The sequence below is a fragment of the Thermodesulfobacteriota bacterium genome (genome assembly GCA_034189135.1).
In the GTDB taxonomy this organism is placed as follows: domain Bacteria; phylum Desulfobacterota; class Desulfobacteria; order Desulfobacterales; family JAUWMJ01; genus JAUWMJ01.
In genome coordinates, this window is sequence record JAXHVO010000056.1 from 21,347 (window position 1) to 28,703 (window position 7,357).

The 7,357-nt window shown below is 40.6% G+C and carries 4 protein-coding genes and 1 pseudogene; 3 read left to right on the forward strand and 2 right to left on the reverse strand.

What is annotated here, in order from left to right:
* The first annotated feature begins 379 nt into the window (after positions 1-379).
* The 3 genes and pseudogenes from SWH54_07780 to SWH54_07790 all read left to right on the forward strand — a co-directional run bounded on the left by SWH54_07780 (position 380) and on the right by SWH54_07790 (position 4,646).
* Complete coding sequence (locus tag SWH54_07780) at positions 380-2,260, forward strand: adenylate/guanylate cyclase domain-containing protein (protein MDY6791152.1); 1,881 nt, start codon at positions 380-382, stop codon at positions 2,258-2,260.
* A gap of 385 nt (positions 2,261-2,645) precedes the next feature.
* Positions 2,646-3,770, forward strand: a complete 1,125-nt coding sequence (locus SWH54_07785) for a hypothetical protein (GenBank protein MDY6791153.1) — start codon at positions 2,646-2,648, stop codon at positions 3,768-3,770.
* A gap of 471 nt (positions 3,771-4,241) precedes the next feature.
* A pseudogene (locus SWH54_07790) lies at positions 4,242-4,646 on the forward strand (transposase).
* Positions 4,647-4,716: 70 nt separating this feature from the next.
* On the opposite strand, the gene SWH54_07795 reads toward SWH54_07790, so the two are convergent.
* Positions 4,717-6,459 carry a caspase family protein gene (locus tag SWH54_07795; protein ID MDY6791154.1) on the reverse strand — a complete coding sequence of 581 codons (1,743 nt, stop codon included), beginning with the start codon at positions 6,457-6,459 and terminating at the stop codon, positions 4,717-4,719.
* Positions 6,460-6,548: 89 nt separating this feature from the next.
* Positions 6,549-7,357 (reverse strand): HEPN domain-containing protein (locus SWH54_07800; protein ID MDY6791155.1); only part of this gene is annotated, 809 nt, incomplete at its 5' end.

Sequence of the window (7,357 nt, forward strand, 5' to 3'; positions counted from 1 at the left end):
GGGTGATAAAATTAACTCCCTGCAAATGTTAAAAGTGATCGGGGACGGTCTTGACACAGCTTGACAATCACAAAAATAAAAGCCAGATTAATCATATGTAACTTAATAATAGAAAAAACAGATTTTGTTACGTTTTACTGCATGATATCGCAAATCATAGGTGTTTAAAAAAACTCTTGATTTGAATATCTCTTTAAATTATTGAGTATAACAGTTCTATTCCAATCTCCTATTGCATAGGTTTATACTTACATTCCTTTTCTGCTTGTAAATCATACTGGTCTGAATTTCCAAGCTCATTTTTGTATTACAAATCGCTGATATTCCATCCGCCACTCAGCACCCTTGCTTCAATTTCATAATCATAAGGAGGTGTTTTATGCCTGCCCATGATGCCAAGCGTAAGCTGCGTGCTATTCTCAGTGCCGATGTAAAAGGCTACAGCCTGCTTATGGCTGATAACGAGCTGGCAACGATTGCCACCCTAAAGTCCTACCGGAAAAAAATGACATTCCTGATCCAGCAGCACCGGGGACGCGTGGTCGATTCTCCGGGTGACAACATACTTGCTGAATTTGCCAGTGCGGTGGATGCAGTCAGTTGTGCGGTAAAAATCCAGGAGGAACTCAAGGAAAGGAATGCTGACCTCCCCGAAGATCGAAAAATGCAATTTCGAATCGGTATCAATATCGGTGACGTCATTCAAGATGAAAATCGTATTTACGGCGACGGGGTGAATGTGGCCGCAAGGATCGAGGGGCTGGCTGAGCCGGGTGGTATTTGCATATCTCGGGGCGTTTGTGATCATGTTAAAAAAAAGCTGAAATTAGGTTTTGAATACCTCGGTGAGCATTCGGTAAAAAACATTGATGAGCCTGTGCGTGTCTATAAGGTACTGATGGAACCTGAACACGCTGGAGCGATGATCGGAGAGGAGAGGCCGAGACCAAAACAATTGCGCTTTGCGTCCGTAGTCTCAGCGGTTGTGCTAATTGCTGTGGCTTTCGCTGTTTGGCACTTCAATTTTCGATTGCCACCGATTGAGCCTGCTTCTGTAGAAAAGATGGCGTTTCCATTACCTTATAAACCATCCATTGCCGTGCTGGCCTTTGAAAACATGAGTGAAGATCCCCAACAGGAGTATTTAAGTGATGGAATTTCTGAAGAGATCATCACCACGCTTTCCAAGACGGATCAACTTTTTGTGATCGCCCGAAACTCAACCTTTACTTACAAGGGCAAGCCGGTCAATGTTAAGCAAGTCGCAGAGGAACTGGGCGTGCGCTATGTACTCGAAGGCAGTGTGCGAAAATCTGAAGATCGGGTGAGGATTACCGCACAGTTGATCGATGCCATTTCGGGTCATCACCTGTGGGCAGAACGTTACGACCGTGATCTGAAAGATATCTTTGCAGTGCAAGATGAGATTACCATGAAGATAGTGACCGCCCTGCAAATAAAACTTACAGAGGGCGAGCAAATCCGTATTTGGAGCAAGAAATATAAAAACCTGGATATTCTTTTAAAAGCTATGGAGGTATTATCTCTTTGGCGAAGAGGCACAAAAGAAAGTCTTATAAGGTATGGCCAGATAGGACAGGAAATCGTTGATATGGCACCTGAATCTCCGGTGGGTTATAGAGTCTTAAGTTGGTATAATTGGGGATTATTTGCTCATGGCATTTCACCTCGAGAGTCTATTGCAAAGTCATTTAAACTTGTGCAAAAGGCCCTTGCTTTAGATGAATCTGATGCCCACTCCCATGGCTTATTGAGCAGTGTCTATTTGATGATGAGGCAACATGAAAAGTCGATTGCCGAAGGGAAGAAATCTGTAAAACTTGAGCCAAATGGGGCGATGATGCATGGGCTTTTGGGTATGACGCTAAGCTTTGCCGGCAGGCCGGATGAAGCCATTGGGTATCTTAACAAAGGGATTCGTCTCGATCCTTTTCCTGAATATTGGTACTTTTTACATTTAAGCCGCTGCTATATCCTGAAAGGACAGTATGAGGATGCACTAATCGCAACTAAGAAAGCGATTCATCGAGCTCCCAACCACATATATAACCATATGCTCTTGGCTGTTACTTATGCTTTATTAGATCGGCAAGAGGAGGCGGGTGCTGCAGTTAAAAAAGCATTAGAGATAGATCACAGTTTTTCTGTGGAGCGTGTTTCAAAAACAGCGCCGTTTAAAAATAAAGCCGACCTTAAACTCATTATCGACGCCATGCGCAAGGCTGGATTTCCTGAGTGAGCTTGGCTAATCTGAAATTTCATATATTTATCATAAAAAGCAACTGTCTTGGACTCTTGTTTTGTACAGATAGCTCCAACCTGTCACGAGATTTCCGAAACTTGTGGCCTCTGCTAGGCTTAGGAATGGCGGGCTTTCTCAAATTTTGAGAGATAAATGCTTTTATAGCGGCTGTCAAAAAAATGTTCCGTTATCTAAACGGTTTTTCTACAGCCACATATATCGAAAGTCTATATTTCGGAATATATTTATGAAAAGCAGTATAAAACGGTAAAATATAAATTCCGGCATAAAAATTGTATGTAGTATTTGATGTTCACCTGACAATAAATTTTAAACCGAACATCCCCACACCCGTTCCTGACCCTTCAAAAGGAGAATAACTATGGCTATAAATCCGGTAATATTTGTACATGGCATACAGGGCTCATGGCTCAAAGATGAATTTCCTGTTGATTATAATGACGCAGTACTCTGGACCGGGATAGTTAAGAAAAAATTTGATGCCCTGCACCTTCATCCATTGGATGATACCGTTGATGCACAGGTAAAACGATTGGTGATGCCCCATCAGGCGATACCGCTTATATATGAAAGTATGGTCGATGAAATCCGTGACGAGATGGATGAACAGCCGTATGCTTATGTTTTTACCTACGATTGGAGAAAGGATAATCGCCTTGCTGCTGGTGCGCTATCTGAATTCATCGAACGGGTCCTGCATATCACAGGGGTTCACGAAAAAGCAGCCAAGCGAACCCCGCCTCGACAGGTGGTCCTGATCGGCCACAGCATGGGGGGACTGGTAATCAAGTGGTGTGCGACCAAAATGATTTCACCACGAAAGATTGCCAAAATCATCACCCTGGCAACGCCGTTTAGAGGGAGCCTTAAGGCTGTTGAAGCCCTGCTTCCCGGGGCACGCAATCTGTTCGGAATCGAACAAAAAAAATCCATGCGCCATGCAGCACGCACCATGATCGGGTTATATCAGCTATTGCCGAACTGGCCGAAAGCCGTCGTTAACCGCTCAACCGGCGAACCATTGGATATATTTAATGTCTCATCCTGGCAAAAGAGTCTGGTACAAGAACTTGAAAAAAAATACTCCCCGGATTTCTTTTCCAGAAAACTGGCCGATGCGCAGGCCTTTTCTCGCGTGATGGTGGCGCCCTGGCCGAAAGAATGGGTGAAAAAGGTTTATTATGCCTATGGTGTGGGTAGTGAAACCTGGAAGCAGGTAAAAGTCGATACCGGACATGATAACTTCTTTATGTTTAACAAAGTAATACAGGACGATCAGGGTGACGGCACGGTGCACAGCCTTTCCAGCATTCGGGAAGAGATACCAAAAGGTCCCCGAACACACATTGATCAAAAACAAAAAATCAAGGATATGCTTGCCGGGCAACATGCCAATATGCCGAATCATTCTGCTTTACAGGACTGGGCACTGGGTGTTCTTCGCGTTAATCCCCATGCGAAAAAGACATTTGAATCTCCATATTAATGTCCTGAAACGATCGGCACAGCCCCTTTCAAATCAGATGTTTGATCCCGGCGGATGATTGGATATCAATTATTGCTTAATAATCAGAAAAAAGAAGGTCAGCGAACACCTATCTCTCTGGAAAAATTTCAAATCAACAAACTGACTCAGGAACTATACCAAATTATCAACCTGTGAAATTAAATGGCACTCAGGACTCGAACAATGCGGAACTATGGGTTACAACATTGTCTATCTCAAGATACCATAGGCGACGTGGATGTAAAATTTGGATTAAACTTATATTTAATATGATATTAAGATGTTATATTTATTCTTTTTACTTTACATAAGCTCTATAGAGTATCTTGGAACCCCCTCAAAATAGAAACTTATAATTTGATGGGCCGCAACCCTAAATAGTCGTGCCATAATTGGCTTGCCTATCATTACTGGTCAAATAAGTCATAAATGGACTTGACCCCTTTTGCTTATGACGGCCACACTTTGAAGCAAGCATTGAGACAAGTAAAACGAGTAGTTTTAGAGCCTGAACACGTGTTTGTGGACATGGGTTATCGTGGTCATAACTACAAAGGAGACACACAAGTCCATGTTGACAAACGCCGAAGAGGAAGAACCGCCAAAAGCTTATGGCGGTGGATGAAGCGTCGTGCAGCCATAGAACCCGGGATCGGTCACTTGAAGCGAGAACATCGAATGGATCGCAATCGTCTCAAGGGAATTGAGGGAGACCGGATCAATGCGATTATGAGTGCAGCTGGTATGAATTTTTTAAAGCTGCTCAAGTGGGCAGCTGACTTTTTACGCCAAATTTTACTTTGGCTTCTATTTTGTCAAAGAGCAAGTATTTGCCAAATCTCTGGCAAATTATGAGTTTTTCAGGATCGACTCCTCTAATATCATAACTTGAACAACAGGATCACTCGTTTTAACATAGTTTTCACTACCATATTGAATTATTTAGCAATTCTTGATATTTCGTCGCAATTTCTAAAAATCTACCGTATGACCCAGAAAAAAGGCTTGCTTTTATAGGTAGCCAATCATTTTTAAACCTTTCAGCTTCTTGAAGGATCTCTACGTAAGTATTTCCAGCTCTGCTTCTATTCCGATATTTCCATCCGAATCTACCTATCGGAGCCCATACGCTACCTTCTGGTTTGTATGTTAAATCAGCATACACGAGCGCCAAGAAAACCTCAAATCGATCAAAATACCGCTCATAGTCATTACCCAAAAACAATAAATCATCTAAGTCTGGCTGAAGTAATTTGAATAAGTATTCACTGCGAGGGACATAATGCTTTTTATGACCAGGCAGCCGTTTAAATGCGTCATGCAATTCAGCGGCGGCATCACCAATCGGAATTGATATAGGTATAACCTCATAAATATTTTTAGGAGATCTGACTTTCACGGTGAGAATATTTGAAAGTGCATTATAGTTATCATTTGCTATTGATGCTATACCAGCAGAATACAAAAGCAAAAAAAGTGGGTACCAGCGCAGTCTTAAATAAACAATAAGACCACTTTCTGGTCCAAGGTTATCTGAAATCCTTGCCAAGATCTTATTCAATAATTGATAATGTTCACTACCTCCCCAAAAAGCAACACATATTATTATTGATTGAATTTCCTTCATTACTTCTTCATAAACTTTCAATCGTCTCGAAAATTCGTCATCATTAAAACCTTCACCTTGTATTGAAAACTTTTCATCAGCTAATAGGGATATAACTTCGCGAAGTTTTTGACTCACAAGATCGTGTAAACGGATTTTATATTTTGCATCTGAAAGGTATTGCTTTGTAATATCAATAAGATCTATGTTTCCTGATTGGCTGGTTTCAGGTAAAGAAGAGGGGACTGAAATCAATATATCTTTATCAATTTCATTTTCATTAGTTAGATCCGATAGAATAGGGGCAGTAAAAATAAAATCACCATCTCCATCAAAAAATCCATAGTGTGGTGTCTGCTGTGAATAAGGGTCTTTTGCAACCCTTTCATATACGTACGACATTACACCATTAGCTGTAATAGAGCCATCATCAGAAGCGGCCTTTCCCTCAAGGCCTTCTATTAAATGCCCTGTAAAAACTGAATGATTAGGAATAGGGCCACCAGAATCAGAGACAACTTCATTGGCCTTCCCAGCTGTTAAGACTTGCCTAGCATATCTTTTCAACATATCTTTCAAAAATCTCATACTTCCTGGAGCTAATGTTCTTGTAATAGCTAACCCACCATAACAAGCATCCATTATAAAAAGTATGTGTTTTGCCGGAATTAACTCGGCGTTTCTCGTTAAATCATCCCATCGGATTAATGATGACAGATCACTAATATTGCCGTCATTTGGTACTAAAAAACCTACTTCACCTCGCTTACCAGTATGCGTATATCCATGCCCAGCAAAAAATATCAAAATTCTATCATTACTTTCGATGTCCTTATTAACAAAAGTCATATAATGGGCCATAATTTCAGATCGAGAGGCTTTTTTATCTGTAAGGATTTTCAAATTTGATTCATCGAAACCAAATTTCTTTTTTAAAATCTCGGCGACAGCTTTAGCATCGTTGATCGCATATTCTAAAGGTGGAGCAAATATATATTGATTGATACCAATTATCAAAGCTCTACTATTTGAATATAGCGTTGTGTAAATTGGATCTTCCATTAAATGTCCTTCAATTTCATATTTTTATACCGAACGAATAGCTGTGCGGGGAGGAGACCGAGTCCGACACCAGCTGTATGTTATACATTTTAGTCTAGAAAAATACTTCCAGCCCCAAGTGATAGCTTTCTTAATTCTTCTTGCCGTTTTTTCTGAGGCATGCTGAAAGCCTCAACATCGTTTCTGACAAGAATATTTTGGAAAATATCTGTATTCATCTCTTTTGAGAATAAACAGTTTTCCAATAGTTTTCTGTTTTTTAAGCTGATATCTGCCCCGTGGACTATTTTGCTTCTATATCCATATAACTCTTTGACTTTTTTGAACAACTCGTCTCTCTCTTCAGGTGTCCTCCCTGACTTGAGGTACCAAGAGACCGAGGCGGCGATCTGAAAACCTATTTCAGTATTGGAGAGGCTAAACAGCGATTCAAGGAATATTGTATTATTTACCAGCCTGGAGGGGATGTGGCGATTTTGGAAGCCGATTGCTGCGAATTCTATTGCTCGTATTAATACGTTTTTTGAGGACTCTTTGATGTGTTTTTGGGCAATAGTTGATAGCCCTTTCTGTAACGCAATTAATCCACTATGCTGTATTCCATCATCAAGCGGATATAAATAGCGTTTACCAACTCGATAAGTATTTATAAGTGTATTACCATAACCCTTAATTTCATCATTCTCTACGTCAAACCAGTAAGGAATATCAATTGGCACCCCAGTTGCCAATCTTATTGACATAGCAATAAATACTCCAAAATCATAAAGTTTAGATCTACTTAGTGTCTGAACGACAATTGAAAACTGTTTGAATTTACGATGTAAAATCGCATAGAAGTAAAACGAAGATTTTCCAGAAAATGCATAATTTACTTGCATTGGCAACTCGTTAAAGG

Bases quoted from the DNA above. Each gene is read 5' to 3' on its own strand.
- SWH54_07780 (MDY6791152.1), top strand. From the start codon at position 380: ATGCCTGCCCATGATGCCAAGCGTAAGCTGCGTGCTATTCTCAGTGCC.
- SWH54_07785 (MDY6791153.1), top strand. From the start codon at position 2,646: ATGGCTATAAATCCGGTAATATTTGTACATGGCATACAGGGCTCATGG.
- SWH54_07795 (MDY6791154.1), bottom strand. From the start codon at position 6,459: ATGGAAGATCCAATTTACACAACGCTATATTCAAATAGTAGAGCTTTG.